The sequence below is a fragment of the Pedobacter sp. 05T44 genome (assembly GCF_056395985.1).
The window spans coordinates 196410-215883 of sequence record NZ_JBFTKO010000005.1 but is presented as its reverse complement, the minus strand read 5'-3'; the positions used below and the strand labels follow the sequence as shown (position 1 = coordinate 215883).

The following is a 19474-nucleotide window of genomic DNA, read 5'->3' as shown; positions in this document are numbered from 1 at the left end:
AACTATAATGCCAAAGCCGGTTACTCTTCCTCTCTGAAATAAACCTTATAGTAATTCATAGATTTATCATCGTCGAAACCTTTTTCTATCAGCTCTTTATCTCCATGGATATAAATATGAAAGTTCTTATCCAGTTTAAGCACACTTTTAAAAACACGCGCCTGTTTCTTTACCGCAGCGCCTGAGATATCAAAACTATCTGGAATAGGTGCATCAAATTCTTCTTCGTAATTTTTCTTATAGTTTTTAAAGGCCTCAATCCCTTCAGAATTGCCAATAACTTCATTCGAGAACTCATCAATATCAAAGCTTTCTTTCTCTTTAAAGTATTTCATAGACTTGTTTAATAAATCTATTTTATCGGCCTTAGAGATATCAAATTCCTGATCCAGTTTCTCCGTAACAAAGTTTTTGTATACACCCAATACATTGTTTGTCTGGTTGAAATTATCATTTCTCGTTTTCAATTTCAGAAACTCATCTTTCCAGTAAACAGCCTCTGCACTACGGTTTGTTTGATCTATCACCGCTACTCTGAAGCCTTCTTCTTTATCGGTATTAAAAATAAGACAGCCTTTATCAAGCTTATTGATGTTAATAGCATCCTGTTCGTAGCTTAAACCAAATCCGCTATTTTCTGGATATACTTTTAAATAAGTCTCTTTAGTTTCTGATTTAAAGATACCAATAGCATCATGAAGCTCACCTTCTATCTGCACATTTTCGAAATAGGCAAGATAAAGCTCTCCCGATTTTATTTTCGGATGCCCTGATACATCGTACAGGTATTTAGCAAGTTCTTTACTGTTTTCGTGAAAGGTTTCGCCTTTTTCAAATATTTCTGACGCAAAATGATATACTTCATTTAAGTTCAGATCTGAGTTGGGATGAAAGAAACGATAAATCTCGTTTACCTTTTCGTACGGACCAAGAAAATACTGCTGTAATAGGTTGCTCAACATATTGTCTTGTATTGCTACAGACTGCTCAGACAACACGTAAAATTCGTCTTGCGATTTATTTCCAATTCTATGTATGGAAAGCTCAGCAAGGGAGGCTTCAAAAAAAGAAATCATTAATGGTATTAGTTTTTAGTTTCCTCTTCACGAGGGGTATTTCTCAACTCAATAGGTTTTTTCGCATTTTTCTTCATTTTCAAATTCAGCATCTCTACTAAAACTGAAAAAGCCATAGCGAAATAAATATATCCCTTAGGAATATGCTGATCTAAACCTTCTGCCAATAGCGAAACACCAATTAACAACAGGAATGACAAAGCAAGCATTTTTACAGTAGGATGATCGTTTACGAAATTACTGATTGCACTAGCCGAGAACATCATTATAATCACAGCAATAACAACTGCAGCAATCATTATTTCAACGTGTTCTGCCATGCCTACGGCAGTAATTACCGAGTCTAAAGAAAATACAATATCTAAAAGCAAAATTTGAATGATTACACCGGCAAAGGAGTGAACCTTCCCCTTTATTTCTTTTTCTTCTTCACTTTCCAGTTTATCATGTATTTCATGAGTACTCTTATAAATTAAAAAGAGCCCCCCTACAATAAGGATTAGATCACGCCCCGATATCGAAAGTTTTGCTAACCATTCTGCGTTAGAAACACCTATTAAATTGCCTAGATTAAACAATTCGGATGTTAATGTCATCACCCAGGTAAGTGACAATAATAAAAGAACACGGGTAATCATTGCAAGAGCCAAGCCCAATTGTCTGCCTTTTTTTTGCTGATCAGCTGGCAATTTGCCCGACAGGATAGAAATAAAGATAATGTTATCTATCCCCAAAACGATCTCTAAAACGGTCAGGGTCAGTAGTGATATCCAAGCTTCCGGGCTGCTCAAAAATTCCATAGTTTTTAAATTATATTTTGAAGCTAAGATATAAAAAAAGCTTGCTGAATTATCAACAAGCTTTTGTAGTGTTTGGTTTATAATTTTATTTAAATGATACTGACCCGTAATCAGAATTGACCTTTACTCTGGCACCACCTCCATTACCTATTTTACCGGTATAGTTTTTAGTTGTCGACCCTCTATCTCCTCCATCAGTAATTCTTGCAGAAACCCTGTCGCCATAATTAAATGAAGCATAGCTGGTATGCACATCAAAATCGGCATTAAATGAATTGTTAAAATTAATAGAGATACCTAGGTATCCACCGTCAACAGTTAGCAATTTGCAACCATTGGTTACCTCATCAATACTTAGTTTGTTGTATTGCATATCGAACTTTCCATCGCCTCTTAAAGTTCCAATGCTGGCGCTTGTATATTGGGCATTCAGATCCAGATTGCCTACTGATGAAATGCTGATATTGTTATATTGCTGTCTGATTTTGGCATTTCCCTTAATGGCATTTATATTAACATTCGCATATTGAACATCAAGGTCAAGGTTTTCTACAGATCCTAGGGTAAGGCCTGAACCATATTGTTGCTTAATAATTGCATTTCCTTTAATGTTGGTTACATTAACTGCGGCATATTGGGCATCGATGTCAAGCGTATTGGCTGCGCCTATAGTTAATCCCGATCCATATTGGTGTTTCACAATGGCTTTGTTTACAGATTGAACATTATTGTTGCCATACTGAACAGAGATGTAGTTATTGGTGCTATTTAAGTTCTGCGCTTTGAAATTGCCATATTGTACTTTTACATAGAGTGGCCCGTTTAGGTCACCCATAGTTACATCACCATAATTTTGCGACATGGTTAATGCATTTGATGCGGGCATGTAAACAACATAATTAATCTTCACTTCTCTGCGCCACCTTCGACCATTTCGACTTCCATTGCCCCAATTGCCATTTTTTTGCTCCATTGTGGTTTTAAAAACAATCTGGTCTCCAGATTTTCCGGCTTCTATGGTAGTGTTATCCAACAATTTCTGGGCTTCTGCATCATTGCTGCTGTAAGCTTTAATATCAACATCTACTTTTACTTCTTTTCTGTCCCATACTTTAACCAGTATTGATCCGTATTGGTTACTCAGTATAATTTTATCAGAATTATCTGCAGGAAATGTTTTGCTGAATGTTTTTGATCTCATCGGATCATCATCCGCTTCAGTTGTGCTTTGCACAAAGCTTACAGGCGCCTCAATATTGATGTTTGTTTTCTGCGAAACATTAACGGCCAGTTCTGTATTTCCGTTACTTTCAATATTTACAGATTGTGCATTGGCAAAGCTTGATACAAGCAGCAGGGCTGCAAGAATTCCCCCTAAATTTTTCATATTTTATTTTCCCTTTTATATTGACTGACCTCGTTAATAATAGATAACTGCTGATTTATTACCTGTAGCTGAAGCTCAAGATTCTTTACCATCGCTCTCACAACTAGCTTCTGATTTGGGCTGCTCTCCAACTGTTTCTTTAAGTTCTCGTAGTCGGCGCCCAGTTTTTGTAAATCGGCACTAAACTCACTGTATAGTTTTGGATTTTCCTGTGCATAAACCATCAGGCTATCTTTTTTCTGCGCAATAAGGCTGGCAAATTTCATCTCTTTCTGCGCATATCCCTGATTTACATCGGCTATTTCTACACCTGTTTCCCTGTTACGATAAGTATATATAAAAGTAACTGTCATCACCACGATCAGGGATGCAGCTATAGCGAACCACAACGGCACCCTCAAAGGCTTTTTTACTTTTTCTTTGTCTAATGCTGTTTCAATTTTACCCCACAACTGATCTGATGGTGTTCCAACATCAAAAGATTTTTTATGTTCTCTAATATACTCTTCTAACTTTTTGCTCATCTTATGCTCCTCTCTTTTCTAATAAGCCGTTCAACTTCATTTTGGCTCTCATATACTGTGTACGTGATGTATTTTCTGATATTTTTAGGATATGTGATATTTCTTCATGGTCATATCCTTCAAATAAGTACAGCGTTAACACCACCCTATATCCATCTGGAAGCCTGGCCACGGCCTCTCTGATTTCATTTACCTTAAATTCTAAATCTTCTTCATCCTCTGCCTCGGTATCCGCAATATCTACTTCATCAATGTTTATAAATTCTGCTTTTCGTTTCCTCAGCTGATTAATTGATTTATTAATGATGATCTGCTTTAACCATAATCCAAAAGTAGTTTCGCCTCTAAAGGTTTCTATTCTTGTAAAGGCATCTAAAAACCCCTCCTGCAAAACGTCTTCTGCCTCGGCTTCATGATTAACTATCCTCAGAGCTACATTGTACATAGCTTTAGCATACAATTTGTAAATTTCAAATTGTGCTTTCCGATTGCCTTGTCGGCAATCGGAAACTAACTCTACGTGTTTATCTATGTATACTGTTTCCAATGTTTTTCTGATTCGTTTAATATGACAACTACTTTTTTAAAACGTTGCATGTAGTATTAAAAAATTTTCATTTTCTTGATTTTACAGGCTACCATCCTCACCTCTTCTAAGCATAGTCATGACTTTTTTTCTTAATTCAAACAGATAATCAATTAAATATAGCAAGTAAAATCGCCAGCATTTAAAATATGTGGTTCAAAATGAATATTTTTGCCGCTTAATAATTTTAATAATGTTAAGAACAACTACTTGCGGCGCTTTAACCATTAAGAACTTAGGAGAAAATGTAATCCTTTGCGGTTGGGTACAGAAATCAAGAGATTTAGGAGGCATGACCTTCATAGATATCCGTGACAGATACGGGATTACCCAATTGGTTTTCAATATGGATGATAATCGTGAATTATGTGAAGCTGCCCGTGGTTTAGGAAGAGAGTTTGTAATTAAAGCCAGCGGATTGGTGGTAGAACGCTCTAACAAAAACCTTAAAATGCCAACAGGAGAGGTTGAGATAAAAATCACTGCCCTTGAAATATTAAATGCAGCTAAACTACCTCCCTTTTTAATAGATGATGAAACTGACGGCGGTGATGACTTACGAATGAAATACCGCTACCTTGATTTGCGTAGAAATCCGGTTCGTAACAACATGATATTACGCCATAAAATGGCGCAGGCAGTTCGCCGTTATTTAGATGGATTAGACTTTATAGAAGTTGAAACACCGGTACTTATTAAATCTACGCCTGAAGGCGCAAGGGATTTCGTTGTTCCAAGCCGTATGAATGCAGGTGAGTTCTATGCACTTCCGCAATCTCCGCAAACMTTTAAACAATTGTTAATGGTATCTGGCTTTGATAGATACTTCCAAATTGTGAAGTGTTTTAGAGACGAGGATTTACGTGCTGACAGGCAACCTGAATTTACCCAGATAGACTGTGAGATGTCATTCATTGAGCAGGAAGATATACTAAATACTTTTGAAGGTTTGATCCGCACTTTATTTAAAGAAGTTAAAGATTTTGATTTACCGGAAGTACCAAGAATGCAATATGCAGATGCAATGCGTTTTTATGGTTCTGATAAGCCCGATACCCGCTTTGACATGCAATTCGTTGAGATTACCGACCTGGTTAAAGGCAAAGATTTCCCTGTTTTTGACAATGCAGAACTGGTTGTTGGTATTAACGCAAAAGGTTGTGCCGGCTATACCCGCAAACAGGTTGATGAGCTTACAGACTTCATCAAACGCCCCCAAATTGGTGCGACAGGGCTCATTTATTTAAGACACAATGAAGATGGCTCATTAAAATCATCTGTAGACAAGTTTTACAATGAAGACGAGCTAAAGAAATGGTCAGCAGCGTTTAATACTCAGCCGGGTGATTTAGTATTAGTTATGGCTGGCATTCAAGACAAAGTGCGCAAACAATTGAGCGAGCTACGTTTAGAGATGGGGAATCGTTTGGGTTTACGCGATAAAAATAAATTTAGCGCTTTATGGGTACTCGACTTCCCTCTATTGGAATGGGATGAAGAGACCGAGAGATACCACGCAATGCACCATCCATTCACCTCTCCTAAGCCGGAAGACATTGATCTTTTAGACTCTAAACCAGGAGAAGTAAGAGCAAATGCCTATGATATGGTGGTAAATGGAACTGAAATTGGCGGTGGTTCAATTCGTATCCATGACAGGGCTTTACAGGCATTAATGTTTAAGCATTTAGGTTTTTCAGCTGAAGAAGCACAAAAGCAATTTGGATTCTTAATGGACGCATTTGAGTTTGGCGCTCCACCACATGGCGGCATTGCATTTGGATTCGATAGACTATGCTCTATTTTTGCTGGTCTTGATACCATCCGTGATGTAATTGCTTTCCCTAAAAACAATTCCGGTAGGGATGTTATGATTGATAGCCCTTCTACAATTGATGAAAAGCAATTGAAAGAATTGAAAATAAAGACAACGGTTTAGTTGTTAAAAGAGAAAAGGGAGTTCAAACAACTCCCTTTTCTCTTTTAATACGTTTCACTGTCAGGTGGAATACCATAATCAACATCCGCGCCTTCTTTCTCTTTCTTTTTCTTAGAACCAGTAAACCACGATTTAACGGAATTAAAAATAGCTGACAAATGTTCTGCATCTAAGGTTTTTCCTACTTTATTCGATGCCAGTCCAACAAGGGTTTTAGTAAGAAACCCGGATCCTCTGAATAATGTAGTATTCATAATAAAAGGCAAGATATAAGACATCACGCTACTGCTCAGATTCAGTTTATCATCCATCTTAAGAAAAGCTGACGGAGTTGCATATTTTTTAATTAATCCTCCTAAAGTAAACTGCCTGAAGTACACTTTGGTGTCATTAAACAATACTTCTTCCTGCATTGTATATTCAGCCTTTAGGCTAGCTACCGTTGCGTGCAGGTCTTCCAGGTTCCGAATATTATATCTTCTTATCTTCTTCATCCTTATCCGCCAATTTGTTAAAGTAATTTCTGATAGTAAAGTTAATTATTGCCTTCTCGATGTATTTTTCTTTCGTGTAATAAACAATCAGCGCCAAAAAGACATAGATTAATGCCACACAACCAAAACCCCTTGCATAGCTTCCAAGCAGGTCTGACAAGAATAAGGCTAACGTAAAGGTACCAAACAAGAAAGCAAGTATAAAGCATATAGCTACTACAGCATTGGTTACCAAATCTGCAAATATCTTCGAAATCTTCTCCACAAGATATAAGCGAGTATACTCGACCCTGGTATCTAAATAACTCTTTGCATCTTCATATAAGTCCTCAATGCCCTTTTCCTTATTTTCGTGATTTTCCTCCATGCTGCTGGTTTAAAGCTTGTTTATTAAGCGTGTTCTACATCGTCAACAAATTCCTCTTCAGATTGACGAAGCTTGCTTTTAACAGACCCTACAACCTTATCTTTCAAACTGGCCAGATGGTTTATTTCATCTGCGGCTTTATCTCTGATAGAATCTCCAAGATCTTTTAATGATTGACTTAATTTATCTCTGGTATCACTTCCTTTTTCAGGTGCTAAAAGTAATCCCAATGCTGCACCCGCAGCCAAACCGGCTAAAAGCCCTATTAATACTTTTGAATTATCACTCATGACATTTTAATTTATGTTTAACATTTATATTCTATTTCCGCTCTCCGTATTATTATAACTCGCCATGCTCTGAAATTGTTTTAATTCTCTCCAATCTTTCAGATGCCATAGCGCTTGTTTCATATATTTTTATCAATAATACAAAATAAGATATCAATAATGGGCCAAATACCAACCCCAATATCCCAAATAAAGGTATACCAATAACTACGCCAATTACAGTGGTTATGGGATGAATATTTCCAATCCGCTTTGCAATCATAAAACGGATTACATTGTCGATGTTAATGATCACCACAAATCCAAATATCAGCATTGCCCAGCCAGCAAAATTGTTGCCTTCTGCAACTTGCAACAACGCAGCCGGCACAAAAATAACCGGAGGCCCAAGTATTGGAACAAACGATATAAAGGCCGTTATCACACCCCAAAATACCGGATCAGTATAACCTAAAACATAAAAGGCAAGCCCCAAAAGAGATCCCTGTACCAAAGCAATAAACCCCTGACCTACAACATTTGCATAGGTTGTGTTTCGCATTTCTTCGGCAAATCGTTGTGCGTTTTGCTCTCTAAAAGGCGCATATTTTACCAGAGCAGATTCAAATGTTTCTCGCTCTACCAGCATAAAGTAGAGTAAAAAATACATTAAAAGTAAGCCCAGAATAATATTAAACGCTCCGGTAATAAGTGAAGGGAATAATTCCGTGGCCCATACCCCAGCTTTTTTCACTCCCTCTTCAACAAGATTTTGAAGATCCCCATCGATTGGGATCAGGTGCTTTAGTTTAAAAATAACATTTTTAAAATATGATGGATCACTCTGCAGTTCCGCAATCTTATTGATCATCATACTGCTTAATGCATAAAAAGGGAGGATGATAACAATTACTGAAACAAAAAGCAATAAAATGGCCGAAAAACGTCTATTCATCCCCTTCTCGTCAACAAAGTAGATAAAGGCGGGCCGCAATAATGTATACAAAACAAGCGTGCTTAATATCGACCCAAAAATACCTTGTAAAGAAAATGCGATTAAACAGCCCAGGGCTATTATAATTACAAGATTGATATTATTCCTCTGCTTATATGTAAATATTGACATAATTCTTTAGGTTAAAACCAGAGCGTTCCTTCATGATATATCGGAATGCGAATCAGGAATAAACTCCCTTGTGCAAGTTGCTTAAGTTTAATGGAACCATTGTGAGTAGTTAATACACGTTGGGCATGGGTAAGCCCCAATCCGCTGGCACGTTTTTTTGTTGTGAAAAATGGTTCAAAAATCTTTTCCTTATTTTTTGGATCTACCCCCATACCATTATCCTCTATGGCGATTTCATACATCCCCTTATCAGCTGTGCATGTAATGTGAATAATTTTGGGGTAACTCTGCATGGCTTCCGCCGCATTTTTAATAACACTAACCAACGCATTTTTTATTTTAGGTTTATCGAGTAATACCTTCTGCTCAGATTGATGAAATTGCCTTGTTAACTTTATATTGTGCCCAACTATTAAATCCTCCACATCAGAGATAGCTTCCTCTATTACCGTTAATATATTATGCCGCTGAAGATTTAAGGTTTTTGTTTCAGTGCTGGAAATGAAGTTTTGCATCAGTTGGTTCACTCTGTCGCAATTACTTTTTATAATTTCCAGGTACGATTGAATTGTTTCATTACAAATAATTGCAGGATCAGCCGCCAGTTCGTCCAATGCAAGGTTTATAGTGCTTAAAGGATCCCTGATTTCTTCTCCAAGTCCTTTTGCAATATGTTCTGAAATTGACATTTTACCCAGGCTAACAGATCGTTCCTCTAAGTTCTTTCTATGGCTCAGATCATGAATAATGGTATGATAAACCTCTTTCACATTTACCATATCCGTTTGAATAAATGAAGATAAGCTACAGCAGTACACCTCTGATTTACTTGAAATCAATTCGCACTCAAAACCACTTAGAGAGCCATTGCTTTCCATTAGCTCCCTAAATCTTTCTCCTTCTTCTGTATTATTAAAAATTGCACTTGTATTTAATTGCAGTATTACTGATCGCTCATAATCAAGAAACTTTAATCCCGCACTATTGATATCATAAATTCTTCCTGAGGAGTCAGACACGAGAATTGGATCTTTTGCCTGTTCAAAAATGGCCCTGTATTTCCGTTCACTATCCTTCAACGCCTTTGTTGCGCTCGCTTCCTTAATTGAATATCGAATACTTCTATCCAATGAGGAGGAGTCTATCTCATCTTTCACCAAGTAATCAGCAGCACCAATATTCATAGCTTGTTCGTCGATAACCAAGTCGCCCTTACCTGTAAGTATAATTATTGGTTCTTCACATCCAGAGTTAATTGCTTCATTTAGCAAATCTATTCCTGTCCCCTTTCCCAATCGGTAATCAACCAGGTAAACATCAAATTGCTTCTTTAAAATGGCATAAATCCCCTTCTCATAACTGTTGACCCACGACAGCTCATATGACGCCGAAGTCTGATCAAAAACCTCCTTTGTAAGGATGTAATCATCTTCATCATCATCTATTAATAAAACTCTTACCTGCCTCATTCTCAGATTATTTTCATTTATTTTGTTTCTTCGGAAGAATCACCACAAAAGCAGTCCCTTCACCAGGTTTGCTTTCTGCAAAAATAAAACCAGAATGATTATCCGCTATCCTCTTACATATAGCCAACCCAATACCTGTCCCTTCGTAGTCAACTCTTGAATGTAAGCGATGAAAAATGTCAAATATTTTCAAAGCATCTTCGGTTTCAAAACCAATTCCATTATCTTTTACTTTAACAACACAATATAACTGGTTTTTGTTAATCTCAGCTATATTCAATTCATGCCCATACTTGGTGGTTCCAAATATTGAAATGTTGGGAACCTCATTTTGACTTGTGAACTTTAAAGAATTTCCTATCAAATTTTGAAAAAGTTGTACTAGCTGGCTTTCAACACCTTCAATTTCGTCCTCTTCAAAATCAATGTCAACTATGGCTTTCTTAAGCTCTATTGTAAAATCAAGATCGCTTAATGTCTTTCTTACAACATCGCCAAGTTTAAGTTTAGAATAACTTTTACTACCCCTTGTTAGCTTGGAAAATGCCAGAAGGTCATCAATTAACGCACGCATTCGCTCAGAGGCTCCCCTCATTCTACCGATGTAATCCTGAGCCTCTGCATTCATCTGCTCACCATACTTATCTTTCAGCCGGTCTCCAAAAGCTTGTATCTTTCTTAAAGGCTCCTGTAAATCGTGTGATGCAACATAAGCAAATTGTTCTAAATCCTGATTAGAGCGATTCAGTTCAACTACTTTTTCTTCAAGCTGTACCTGAGCTTCTCTTAATTGCGTTACGTCCTGTGTGTTTCCAATATAGGCATAGTTATCATTTAAACCTATTCGTTTATGCTCTGCTGTAGTAAGCACATGCCGGATCTCTCCTGAAGGCAACACAATTCTATAGTTTATTTTAAAAGAGATTTTATCCTTTTTGGCCTTATAAAAGTTATCCATAAAAAGCTGGAGATCATCCTCGTGAACAAGCCTTTTATAAAATGCAAAATTGACGAATACTGAATGAGGAAGAAAACCATGTATGTTATACATCTCATCAGACCAAAGAATAAACTCCTTACCATCCATCCATTCCCAACTTCCGCTATGCGAAACCATTTCTGCTTCTCTTAATAACGATTCGTTTATCTTGAGCTTTAAAACAGCTTCTTTTAACTCAGTAATGTCCTGGATGGTACCAACAAGTTTGTCTTCACCCTCGATATAAAACCCCTGACCCAGCACGTATTTTCTTTTACCTGAAGGTTGTATGATCTGGTATTCAACAGCAAAAGATGTTTTATTATCAATCGCAGATTTTAATTCTTTAGATACCTTTTCTCTATATTCAGGTGCTATAACCTGTTCATTAATGTGTATATCAGGTAAAAAATCATCATTTTTAAATCCGTACACTTTATAAAGCTCTTCTGACCATTTAACTTGCCCGCTTACTACAAAAATCTCCCAGCTTCCAAGGTGGGTAATTCGCTCGGCAAGATTAAGAACTTCAACTCTTTCTAAAAGATACTTATTCTGCTTTTGTAGCGCTGCGACTTCATCTCTTAGCCCACCCACTACCAACATACTCCTAAAAAGGAGATATCCCAGGATCAATAGCCCGATAAAGATGACAATAACTACCAGTAACACTTTATGTATCCAAATTAATCGCTCTCATTTTGTTGTACAACGTTTTTCGGTCGATATTTAGAATTTTTGCTGCCTTTGTTTTATTAAAATTTACTTCTCTTAAAACTTTTAAAATAGCATCGTACTCAGCTTCAAGAGCTGCATTTTTCAAATCCCTCGGTTTTTCGATACGAGAAATTGAACTTTCAATAGCTGATGCTTTGGCATAGGTTGAGATTTCAAGAGGAAGTGCCTTTAATTGTATTTCCTGGTTCTCAGTAAGCAAGGTCGCCCTTCTAACCACATTTTTAAGCTCTCTTACATTACCTGGCCAATTGTAGGTAAGGAAACAATCTACAACCTCTTCAGAAAACCCCTGTACGTTCCTCGACAATTCCTGATTTGCCACATCCAAAAACGTATATGCAAAAACCATAATATCGTCACCTCTCTGACTTAACGGAGGCAAACCGATAGAAAATTCATTGAACCTATGATAAAGGTCCTCTCTGAATTTCCCTTTCTGAATAGCATTGGAAAGATTTTCATTTGTTGCAACAATAATCCTTACATCCAAATCAATCTCTTTGGTGCTACCTATTCTTTTAATTTTTCTCTCCTGTACAGTTCGCAATAAAGCAGCCTGGATATCATAAGAAAGGTTCCCTACCTCATCCAGAAAAAGCGTTCCTCCATTCGCCATTTCAAAATGACCGATTTTAGTATAAAGGGCTCCTGTAAATGACCCCTTTTCATGACCAAAGAATTCGCTACCAGCCAATTCTTTAGTAAGTGAACCACAATCCATTGCCACAAACGGGCGATCTTTCCTTGGACTATTTAGGTGGATTGCTTTTGCTACAGACTCTTTTCCTGTACCGCTTTCGCCTGTTAAAATAACACTATAGGAAGTTGGCGCAACCAATTGAATCTGCTTCAATAACTCTTTTGAAGCAGGGCTTTGGCCCGCAACAAAATTATCCACCTGCTTGTAGGCTTGTTTTGCTGCCTTTTGTTTAGTCGTTTCGGAAGAGGTTTCAGATTGATTTGTGTTTAATGCAATCTGAGTTTCTATTGCCTTATTAATTGTATTTAAAATTTCATCGGGATATAGAGGCTTAGTAATATAATCATATGCCCCTAATTTAATCAGTTCTACTGCAAGCTTAATATCCGAATAACCTGTAATAATAATAACTCCGGTGCTAGGATAGCTTTCCTTTATCTTGATCAGCATTTCTCTCCMGTCCGTATCCTCAAGTCTATAATCACATAAAACAAGGTCATAAGCTTCTTTAGCCAGGTAATCCATTGCCGTCACACCGCTTGTAGCCGTTGATACACTAAAGGAATTTCTGGTTAAAAACTTGGATAACAGCACGCCGATGTTTACCTCATCGTCAACAATTAATATTTTTCTCATATTACCTAAAAAATTAGAGCGCATTTTATGAAATAAATATAACTAGTTTTTTTTATCTGGGAAATATTTTCTACAGTTTTATAAAAAAAGTATACAATTTTTTTCTCACTTTATGACAAAACCCCAATAAATCCCTCAAAGACTTAATGAGGTTCAGCGAATTGAGGACTTTATTTCCCGAAAAATACCGGCTTTCTTTTCTCAAGAAATGCGGTAGTTCCTTCTTTAAAATCCAAAGTACCAAAGCATTTACCAAATTCCTTTATCTCGGTATCAAACCCATCAACATCGGGTAATAATGATGCATTTACGGCTTTTATAGCACTGGCGATTGCTAATGGGGCTCTTAATTTTATTTTATTTAATATCTCTTCGGCCTTAGCAATAAGCTCGCTCTGAGGAACTACATAATTCACCAACCCTATTTTTTCTGCCTCTGAAGCAGTGATCATCTCTGCTGTTGTAATGATCTCAATTGCTTTTCCTTTACCTACCAACTGAGTTAACCTTTGTGTGCCCCCATATCCGGGAATTAAACCAAGACTAACTTCCGGTAAGCCAAGCTTTGCATTCTCAGAAGCAATACGTAGGTGACAAGCCATAGCCAATTCTAATCCTCCTCCTAAAGCAAATCCATTAATTGCTGCAATTACCGGCTTAGGACAATTCTCGATAGCATCAAACACGCTATTTTGTCCTACTCGTGCAAGCTCCTCTCCTTCGGCAATATTGTAGTTGGAAAATTCTGAAATATCTGCCCCTGCAACAAAAGCCCTCTCTCCGGCACCGGTAATTAAGACTCCTCTTACCTCATTGTTGTCTGCGGCAATTGAAATTGCTTCAGCTAATTCAGCCAATGTAGCTTTATTTAAGGCATTTAATTTATGCTCGCGGTTTATAGTAATATAAAGAATCTCATCTGTTATTTCCAGTAAAATGTTCTGATAAGTCATAATCTAAAAATTTCTGTTTTCAACAACCCAATTTTTAATATAGTCTACTATAGTAACCATTGTAGTTCCGGGGGCAAACAACTCTCCTACACCCATCTCCTTAAGCTTTTTTATGTCATTTTCAGGAATAATACCTCCGCCTGTCAGCAAAACATCTGTTAATTGTTTTTGCTTCATGATCTCTACAATTTTCGGAAAAACAGTCATATGAGCTCCTGATAGAATGGAAATACCAATTGCGTCTACATCTTCCTGCAAGGCGGTATTTACAACCATTTCCGGCGTTTGGCGCAATCCGGTATAAATCACTTCCATACCGGCATCTCTGAGAGACGTTGCAATAACTTTTGCCCCTCTGTCATGCCCGTCGAGCCCAACCTTCGCGACTAAAACACGTATTGGCCTGTTTAACGTTTTGCTCATAATTTATACTAATAGTAGGTGGTAAATGTAAGTAAATTAGCGCTTTTATGTTAACTTTGGCGCTAAATTTACAGTTTTTATGAGTGAAGAAAGATCATTGAACTTTATTGAAGAAATCATTGAGAACGATTTAAATAGCGGAAAATACGAAACACTAATCACACGTTTTCCACCAGAACCGAATGGATATTTGCATATAGGCCACGCAAAAGCTATATGCTTAAACTTTGGGCTAACAAAAAAATATGGTGGCTACACAAACTTAAGGTTTGATGATACCAATCCGGTTACAGAAAAAACCGAATATGTAGACAGTCAACAGGCAGATATTAAATGGCTGGGCTTTGAATGGAAAAACGAATTATATACTTCTGATTATTTCGATTCACTTTATGAATTTGCCGTAACCCTTATCAAAAAAGGTTTGGCCTACGTGGATGACAGTACCGCGGAAGAAATTGCTGAATTAAAAGGAACACCAACTGAAGCTGGTAAAGACAGTCCATACAGAAACCGCAGCATTGAAGAGAATCTTGATCTCTTTACCCGAATGAAGGGTGGTGAGTTTCCAGACGGCACCTGTACACTCCGTGCTAAAATAGACATGGCCAGCCCCAACATGATTATGAGGGATCCGGTGATCTATAGGATTAAACATGCTGAACACCACAGAACAGGAAATAAGTGGTGTATCTACCCAATGTACGATTTTGCACATGGACAAAGTGACAGCATCGAAACCATTACGCATTCTATTTGTACGCTTGAGTATGTGGCACATCGCGAATTGTACGATTGGCTAATCGAGAAACTTGAAATATTTCCATCAAAACAATACGAATTTGCGCGTTTAAACCTTTCATATACTGTTATGAGTAAGCGCAAGCTGCTTCAATTGGTAAATGAGGGTGTAGTAAGTGGATGGGATGACMCCCGCATGCCAACAATAAGCGGATTAAGAAGACGCGGATACACCCCGGAAAGTATCAGAGAGTTTTGTGACAGAATTGGAATTGCCAAAAGAGAAAACCTTATAGAGTTAAGTCTTTTAGAATTCTGTGTGCGTGAGCATTTAAATAAAACAGCGAACAGAGTTATGGCGGTGCTTGACCCGATTAAGCTGATCATTACCAACTATCCTGAAGGACAGAATGAAATACTAATAGGAGAAAACAACCCTGAAGCAGAAGATAAAGGCGGAACAAGAGAAATCCCCTTCAGCAATGAATTGTGGATTGAGCGAGAAGACTTTATGGAAGAGCCCGCCAAAAAATGGTTCAGACTTGCGCCAGGAGCAACCGTAAGGCTTAAACATGCTTATATTGTAAAATGTGAAGACTTCAAGAAAGATGCGAATGGGAATGTGACTGAAATATATTGCACTTATATCCCGGAATCTAAAAGCGGCGAAGATACCAGTGGCATAAATGTTAAAGGTACCATTCACTGGGTGAGCAGTAAACATGCAAAAAGCGCTGAGATCAGAATGTACGATCGTCTGTTTACCTCTGAATCTCCGGATTCCGAAGAGGGTGATTTCAAAGACTATCTTAATCCGAACAGCATTGAGGTTATAAAACAAGCATATATTGAACCTTATCTTGCAAATGCAGATAAGGATGCGCGTTACCAGTTTATCAGAAAAGGGTACTACTGCCTAGATAAAGATTCTATTCCTGGAAACTTGATCTTCAATCGTACCGTTTCCTTAAAGGATGCCTGGGCAAAGGCTAACAAATAGGCTACACCCGTCATCTCGACGATAGGAGAGATCTCTTGCTCATGTAGTTCAGGAGATCTCTCCTATCGTCGAGATGACGAATTCATAATGATCTCCATCTTACATATACTTCTTGTACAAGTTAAACAGAATTAGTTTAACTGCAGGGGTTAACTCAGGCGTTACATCTGTTTGCACAAAGTGGATCTTAAACGCCACAATTGCTGCAGGCAAATTGCTCACATCATACCCAATTATTTTTAGCGCAAGAGTTGCATCGAAATTATCTGGTGGCATTACAAGCACACTGTCGTACCATAATCCATACCCTTTTTCGGCAAACCTCTTCCAGGGGAAATTAGTGGGATCAACCTTTCTCCTTGGTGCCAGATCTGAATGGCCTATAAAATTTGCCGTTGGAATTTTATACCTGCTTTTTAAGGTCGACAGCAAAGTCATCAGACTTTGTAACTGCACTTCAGAATAAGGTTCAGTTCCCGAATTATCAATCTCTATTCCAATAGAAGACGAGTTTAGATCCGTATCGTTACCCCATTTTCCCACACCTGCGTGATTAGCTCTTAAATAGTCATTTACCATTTGAATAACCTTTCCGTCCCTCCCAACTACATAATGAGCGCTCACCTCTGTTTTAGCAATGGTAAAAGTTTTTATTGTCTGATCAGAAGATTTCTGGGCAGTATGATGAAGAACTACAAAGTTTGGTCTTCGTATACCGAAATTCACAGATCCAACCCAAGATTGAAGCGTCGGATCAGAAAGCACAACGCCTTGGCCTACTGGTGGCATTGATTTTATTGCTTCAGCAAACTCYCCTGCCTTTTTCTTATACACTTTATTTGTAGCTGCGTATTTACCTGCAGAGCATGATGCAAGCATAAGCATTGCTAAAATGTAGGGATAGCCTTTTTTTAATTTGATCTGATATACCATAATGAAAAGATAGAAGGCGTGAAATTACTATTTTTTACTATTTTAGTCGCAATTAAATCTGCACTATCAAACCTGTCTTGCCTAAAAGCAGGTCATATAGTCATAAAAGTACTAATATATTCATATATGAAAAACATTAGCAAAGCAAGCCTTTTTATTGCTGGATGCTCAATCATTGCAGGAATTGCTTCGTGCGGTAGCCCGCAGGACAAAAACACAAAAACAACAGAAAAGAAAACATCATCAAACGACAGTTTACAGAAGTATGTAAATGAGCGACTAGATATTTATGAAAAGGTAAAACTCACTACCAATTTAAATGACCTGACTATTAATGAACGTAAAATACTTCCTCTGCTAATACAATCTGCTCAAATAATGGATGAGCTATTCTGGAAACAGGCATACCCTCAGAGAGATAGTTTACTAAACACCATAAAGGATGAAAAAACAAAATCTTTCATCTGGATTAACTATGGGCCATGGGACAGACTTAATGGCGACAAGCCCTTTGTTGCGGGCATCGGCCCTAAACCGGATGCGGCTAGCTTCTATCCTGCGGGAATGACTAAAGAAGACCTCAAAAAATCTGACGCAAAAGATAAATACGGGCAATACTCTGTTATAAAAAAGGATAGCACAGGAAAACTAAATTCAATTCCTTACCATGTTCTTTTTGCTGCAGAATTACAAAAAGCTTCAAATCTTCTAAAACAAGCTGCACTGCTTGCAGAAGACGCGGGGCTTAAAAAGTATCTGAATCTACGTGCCGATGCGTTAGTAACAGACAACTATACTGCAAGCGACTATGCATGGCTAGACATGAAAACCAACAACCTTGATATCATTATTGGTCCTATTGAGAATTATGAAGACAAATTATTCAATGCTCGTGCCTCTTACGAGGCTTATGTATTGATAAAAGACAAGGTATGGAGCAAGCGTCTTGCCAAGTATGTAAGCATGCTCCCTCAGCTACAGCAAGGCCTGCCTGTTGATGCTAAATACAAGAAAGAAAAGCCAGGTACAGACTCCGAGCTAAATGCTTACGATGTGATCTACTATGCGGGTGATTGTAATGCTGGTTCAAAAACAATTGCAGTAAACCTTCCAAATGATGAAATTATCCAACAAAAGAAGGGCACAAGGCGTTCACAGCTAAAAAATGCAATGAAAGCTAAGTTCGACAAAATTCTAATACCTATAGCCCAAGAACTTATCGACAAAGATCAGCAACAATACATCAATTTCGATGCTTTCTTTGCCAACGTAATGTTTCACGAGGTTGCTCATGGCTTAGGAATCAAAAAAACAATTACAGGTAAGGGATTTGTTAAAGAAGCTTTGCAAGAGCAATATTCATGGCTTGAAGAAGGTAAGGCGGATGTTTTAGGGCTTTACATGGTAACCGGATTACTTAAAAAGGGAGAACTGAAAGGCGACATTAAGCAGTTTTACACCACATATATGGCGGGCATACTTCGCTCAGTAAGATTTGGAGCTGCAAGCGCACATGGAAAAGCTAACATGCAATGCTTCAATTTCTTTAAGGAAAATGGGGCTTTCATCAGAAATGAAAATGGCACATACAAGGTCGACTTTGCTAAATTTGAAATGGCTATGAATAAATTAAGCGGCTTAATTATAACCCTTCAAGGAAACGGGAATAAAGCGGCTGTAGAAAAGGCTCAAAAAGAAAAGGCTGTTATTTCAACTGAACTTCAAACCGATCTTGATAAATTAACCAAAAAGGGAATCCCTGTTGATATCATTTTTGAGCAAGGCGTTGATGTTTTGGGTGTGAAGTAACCTAAGCGAAATTCTTTCGTCATCTCGACGATAGGAGAGATCTCTTGAAGTAGCATAAAAACGAGATCTCTCCTATCGTCGAGATGACCCGCTATCCTCTTACCACTATCGTCTTAAGATCCTGTCTTCCTTTAAACGGAAAGGTGTTTGTGAATGATATCCTCCAATTCTTGGATATCAAAAGGTTTAGACAAATAGCCATCTGCCCCAGCTTCTGTTGCAAGCGCCTGTACATCGTTATTTGCAGAGAAATAAATTACAGGTATACCTTTCAGTGCCTCATGGCCTTTAAGCGCTCTGGTTGCGTCAATACCCCCCACATCCGGCAGCCAATTGTCCATAAAAATAATATCCGGTATATATGCCAACACCTGATCTATAATATTATTAGAGGTCGAAGATGTCTTAATATCGAAACCTGCATCTTCCAGAATAATTGTACATAATTCTAAAATTTCTGCATTATCATCAAATACAAATACTCTTTTATTCTTCTCCATTTGCGGGTATGGTTAACTACAACGT

The 19474-nt window shown here is 37.8% G+C and carries 19 protein-coding genes; 3 read left to right on the top strand and 16 right to left on the bottom strand.

Going from position 1 to position 19474, the window contains the following annotated elements:
* Window positions 1-20: 20 nt before the first annotated feature.
* The 5 genes from AC1DDK_RS11015 to AC1DDK_RS10995 all read right to left on the bottom strand — a co-directional run bounded on the left by AC1DDK_RS11015 (window position 21) and on the right by AC1DDK_RS10995 (window position 4334).
* Window positions 21-1076 (bottom strand): nucleoid-associated protein, encoded by a 1056-nt coding sequence (locus tag AC1DDK_RS11015; RefSeq protein WP_172662278.1) that lies wholly within the window; start codon window positions 1074-1076, stop codon window positions 21-23.
* Window positions 1077-1084: 8 nt separating this feature from the next.
* On the bottom strand, window positions 1085-1876 hold the full coding sequence (locus tag AC1DDK_RS11010; protein ID WP_048908198.1) for a TerC family protein: 792 nt from the start codon (window positions 1874-1876) through the stop codon (window positions 1085-1087).
* A gap of 85 nt (window positions 1877-1961) precedes the next feature.
* Window positions 1962-3263: a hypothetical protein gene (locus AC1DDK_RS11005; protein WP_337717048.1), complete on the bottom strand. Its 1302-nt coding sequence runs from the start codon at window positions 3261-3263 to the stop codon at window positions 1962-1964.
* Window positions 3260-3787: a hypothetical protein gene (locus tag AC1DDK_RS11000; protein WP_337717050.1), complete on the bottom strand. Its 528-nt coding sequence runs from the start codon at window positions 3785-3787 to the stop codon at window positions 3260-3262. The genes AC1DDK_RS11005 and AC1DDK_RS11000 overlap by 4 nt, the downstream gene beginning before the upstream one ends.
* 1 nt (window position 3788) lies before the next feature.
* Complete coding sequence (locus AC1DDK_RS10995) at window positions 3789-4334, bottom strand: RNA polymerase sigma factor (protein ID WP_172662280.1); 546 nt, start codon at window positions 4332-4334, stop codon at window positions 3789-3791.
* Window positions 4335-4566: 232 nt separating this feature from the next.
* On the opposite strand from AC1DDK_RS10995, the gene aspS reads away from it, so the two are divergent.
* Window positions 4567-6312 (top strand): aspartate--tRNA ligase, encoded by a 1746-nt coding sequence (aspS, locus tag AC1DDK_RS10990; RefSeq protein ID WP_337717052.1) that lies wholly within the window; start codon window positions 4567-4569, stop codon window positions 6310-6312.
* A 44-nt stretch (window positions 6313-6356) separates the two neighbouring features.
* Here aspS and AC1DDK_RS10985 read toward each other — a convergent pair whose 3' ends face one another.
* From AC1DDK_RS10985 to AC1DDK_RS10945, 9 genes are all read right to left on the bottom strand, one after another.
* Window positions 6357-6806: a hypothetical protein gene (locus AC1DDK_RS10985; protein ID WP_172662282.1), complete on the bottom strand. Its 450-nt coding sequence runs from the start codon at window positions 6804-6806 to the stop codon at window positions 6357-6359.
* Window positions 6784-7173 (bottom strand): phage holin family protein, encoded by a 390-nt coding sequence (locus AC1DDK_RS10980; RefSeq protein ID WP_172662283.1) that lies wholly within the window; start codon window positions 7171-7173, stop codon window positions 6784-6786. Before AC1DDK_RS10980 ends, AC1DDK_RS10985 begins: the two co-directional genes overlap by 23 nt.
* A gap of 23 nt (window positions 7174-7196) precedes the next feature.
* Window positions 7197-7463, bottom strand: coding sequence for a YtxH domain-containing protein (locus AC1DDK_RS10975; protein WP_048908192.1), 267 nt, complete (start codon window positions 7461-7463; stop codon window positions 7197-7199).
* Between the two features lie 52 nt (window positions 7464-7515).
* Window positions 7516-8568, bottom strand: coding sequence for an AI-2E family transporter (locus AC1DDK_RS10970; protein ID WP_172662284.1), 1053 nt, complete (start codon window positions 8566-8568; stop codon window positions 7516-7518).
* An 11-nt stretch (window positions 8569-8579) separates the two neighbouring features.
* Window positions 8580-10037, bottom strand: a complete 1458-nt coding sequence (locus AC1DDK_RS10965; RefSeq protein WP_172662285.1) for a hybrid sensor histidine kinase/response regulator — start codon at window positions 10035-10037, stop codon at window positions 8580-8582.
* 13 nt (window positions 10038-10050) lie between these two features.
* Window positions 10051-11688 (bottom strand): sensor histidine kinase, encoded by a 1638-nt coding sequence (locus AC1DDK_RS10960; protein ID WP_172662286.1) that lies wholly within the window; start codon window positions 11686-11688, stop codon window positions 10051-10053.
* A 1-nt stretch (window position 11689) separates the two neighbouring features.
* Window positions 11690-13090, bottom strand: coding sequence for a sigma-54-dependent transcriptional regulator (locus tag AC1DDK_RS10955; RefSeq protein WP_477633899.1), 1401 nt, complete (start codon window positions 13088-13090; stop codon window positions 11690-11692).
* 170 nt (window positions 13091-13260) lie between these two features.
* Window positions 13261-14043 (bottom strand): enoyl-CoA hydratase/isomerase family protein, encoded by a 783-nt coding sequence (locus AC1DDK_RS10950; RefSeq protein ID WP_172662288.1) that lies wholly within the window; start codon window positions 14041-14043, stop codon window positions 13261-13263.
* A 3-nt stretch (window positions 14044-14046) separates the two neighbouring features.
* Window positions 14047-14466 (bottom strand): cobalamin B12-binding domain-containing protein, encoded by a 420-nt coding sequence (locus tag AC1DDK_RS10945; RefSeq protein ID WP_172662289.1) that lies wholly within the window; start codon window positions 14464-14466, stop codon window positions 14047-14049.
* Window positions 14467-14545: 79 nt separating this feature from the next.
* On the opposite strand from AC1DDK_RS10945, the gene AC1DDK_RS10940 reads away from it, so the two are divergent.
* The gene (locus AC1DDK_RS10940) at window positions 14546-16207 is read left to right on the top strand and encodes a glutamine--tRNA ligase/YqeY domain fusion protein (protein ID WP_477633898.1); all 1662 of its coding nucleotides are present in this window, start codon (window positions 14546-14548) and stop codon (window positions 16205-16207) included.
* Window positions 16208-16306: 99 nt separating this feature from the next.
* Here the strand turns inward: AC1DDK_RS10940 and AC1DDK_RS10935 are convergent, their stop codons facing one another.
* Complete coding sequence (locus tag AC1DDK_RS10935) at window positions 16307-17140, bottom strand: N-acetylmuramoyl-L-alanine amidase (protein ID WP_337717055.1); 834 nt, start codon at window positions 17138-17140, stop codon at window positions 16307-16309.
* Between the two features lie 126 nt (window positions 17141-17266).
* Between AC1DDK_RS10935 and AC1DDK_RS10930 the strand changes: the two genes are divergently transcribed.
* Window positions 17267-18949 (top strand): dipeptidyl-peptidase 3 family protein, encoded by a 1683-nt coding sequence (locus AC1DDK_RS10930; protein ID WP_172662292.1) that lies wholly within the window; start codon window positions 17267-17269, stop codon window positions 18947-18949.
* Between the two features lie 131 nt (window positions 18950-19080).
* Here AC1DDK_RS10930 and AC1DDK_RS10925 read toward each other — a convergent pair whose 3' ends face one another.
* Window positions 19081-19449, bottom strand: a complete 369-nt coding sequence (locus AC1DDK_RS10925; RefSeq protein ID WP_172662293.1) for a response regulator — start codon at window positions 19447-19449, stop codon at window positions 19081-19083.
* Window positions 19450-19474: the final 25 nt, after the last annotated feature.

Coding starts and splice junctions, on each gene's coding strand:
- AC1DDK_RS11015 (WP_172662278.1), bottom strand. CDS start 1,076: ATGATTTCTTTTTTTGAAGCCTCCCTTGCTGAGCTTTCCATACATAGA.
- AC1DDK_RS10950 (WP_172662288.1), bottom strand. CDS start 14,043: ATGACTTATCAGAACATTTTACTGGAAATAACAGATGAGATTCTTTAT.
- AC1DDK_RS10965 (WP_172662285.1), bottom strand. CDS start 10,037: ATGAGGCAGGTAAGAGTTTTATTAATAGATGATGATGAAGATGATTAC.
- AC1DDK_RS11000 (WP_337717050.1), bottom strand. CDS start 3,787: ATGAGCAAAAAGTTAGAAGAGTATATTAGAGAACATAAAAAATCTTTT.
- AC1DDK_RS10970 (WP_172662284.1), bottom strand. CDS start 8,568: ATGTCAATATTTACATATAAGCAGAGGAATAATATCAATCTTGTAATT.
- AC1DDK_RS10975 (WP_048908192.1), bottom strand. CDS start 7,463: ATGAGTGATAATTCAAAAGTATTAATAGGGCTTTTAGCCGGTTTGGCT.
- AC1DDK_RS10980 (WP_172662283.1), bottom strand. CDS start 7,173: ATGGAGGAAAATCACGAAAATAAGGAAAAGGGCATTGAGGACTTATAT.
- AC1DDK_RS11005 (WP_337717048.1), bottom strand. CDS start 3,263: ATGAAAAATTTAGGGGGAATTCTTGCAGCCCTGCTGCTTGTATCAAGC.
- AC1DDK_RS10930 (WP_172662292.1), top strand. CDS start 17,267: ATGAAAAACATTAGCAAAGCAAGCCTTTTTATTGCTGGATGCTCAATC.
- AC1DDK_RS10945 (WP_172662289.1), bottom strand. CDS start 14,466: ATGAGCAAAACGTTAAACAGGCCAATACGTGTTTTAGTCGCGAAGGTT.
- AC1DDK_RS10985 (WP_172662282.1), bottom strand. CDS start 6,806: ATGAAGAAGATAAGAAGATATAATATTCGGAACCTGGAAGACCTGCAC.
- AC1DDK_RS10925 (WP_172662293.1), bottom strand. CDS start 19,449: ATGGAGAAGAATAAAAGAGTATTTGTATTTGATGATAATGCAGAAATT.
- AC1DDK_RS11010 (WP_048908198.1), bottom strand. CDS start 1,876: ATGGAATTTTTGAGCAGCCCGGAAGCTTGGATATCACTACTGACCCTG.